A 713-nucleotide genomic window follows, 5' to 3' on the forward strand; every position below is an offset into this window, starting at 1 on the left:
AGAGCAGTACGTCCGCATAAATGGTTAGGATTTAGCCATTGATTTAAATCCAGCAACCAAGGCTTGCTCCACAAAGCTGGGGTTCATCATGCAACTATTCTGTTTAATTGACACACTTATTTTGGTTGGCTCAGCTCTTATTCTCTGTGCAGGCTGTTAATTCCACAAGAGTTTTGCCAGCCCTATCATTCCTGTAAGAAAATTTAACAGTGGGTGTCTAGATAAAACTTCTAGATAAACTACAGGTTAGACTGATTTGATAGTCAGTGCCATCCGCTGCATTTAGTCCTCTATTCTTCTCTACCTTTTCTTTTCAGCTACTAAAGTATTCATCTAATGCGAATCTCAATTTATTAGCATCGACGAGATCACCAAAGTAAACCTTTACTACTTCTTGACCATTTAAAGTTTCATCTCTCATAGATATCGATATGTTATGAAATCCGCGCATATAATCATCCAAGTCATTTGCATCAAATAAATGATTAACATACATAACTGCTTCATCATCTTCAAAAAATAACTCATTAATTTTCATCAAGTTCCCCACTATTCAAAGTGTTTATTAATTTCTTTTCTGCTGGTATAGGATCGCGTTTATCGTACCCATTACCTTAAGATTTATCTTGCTTTTTAGAGCAGTACGTCCGCATAAATGGTTAGGATTTAGCCATTGATTTAAATCCAGCAACCAAGGCTTGCTCCACAAAGCT

General features: G+C 36.5%; 1 protein-coding gene. It reads right to left on the reverse strand.

All coding sequences use genetic code 11. The annotated features are described in order from the left end of the window. Positions 1 to 313: 313 nt before the first annotated feature. The gene (locus L976_RS01615; protein WP_047533554.1) at positions 314 to 538 is read right to left on the reverse strand and encodes a hypothetical protein; all 225 of its coding nucleotides are present in this window, start codon (positions 536 to 538) and stop codon (positions 314 to 316) included. Positions 539 to 713: the final 175 nt, after the last annotated feature.

This window comes from Shewanella sp. ZOR0012, from assembly GCF_000798835.1.
GTDB classification, from domain to species: domain Bacteria; phylum Pseudomonadota; class Gammaproteobacteria; order Enterobacterales; family Shewanellaceae; genus Shewanella; species Shewanella xiamenensis.

What these genes read in the sequence shown, in the direction of transcription:
- L976_RS01615 (WP_047533554.1), bottom strand. Translation starts at nt 538, where the DNA reads ATGAAAATTAATGAGTTATTTTTTGAAGATGATGAAGCAGTTATGTAT.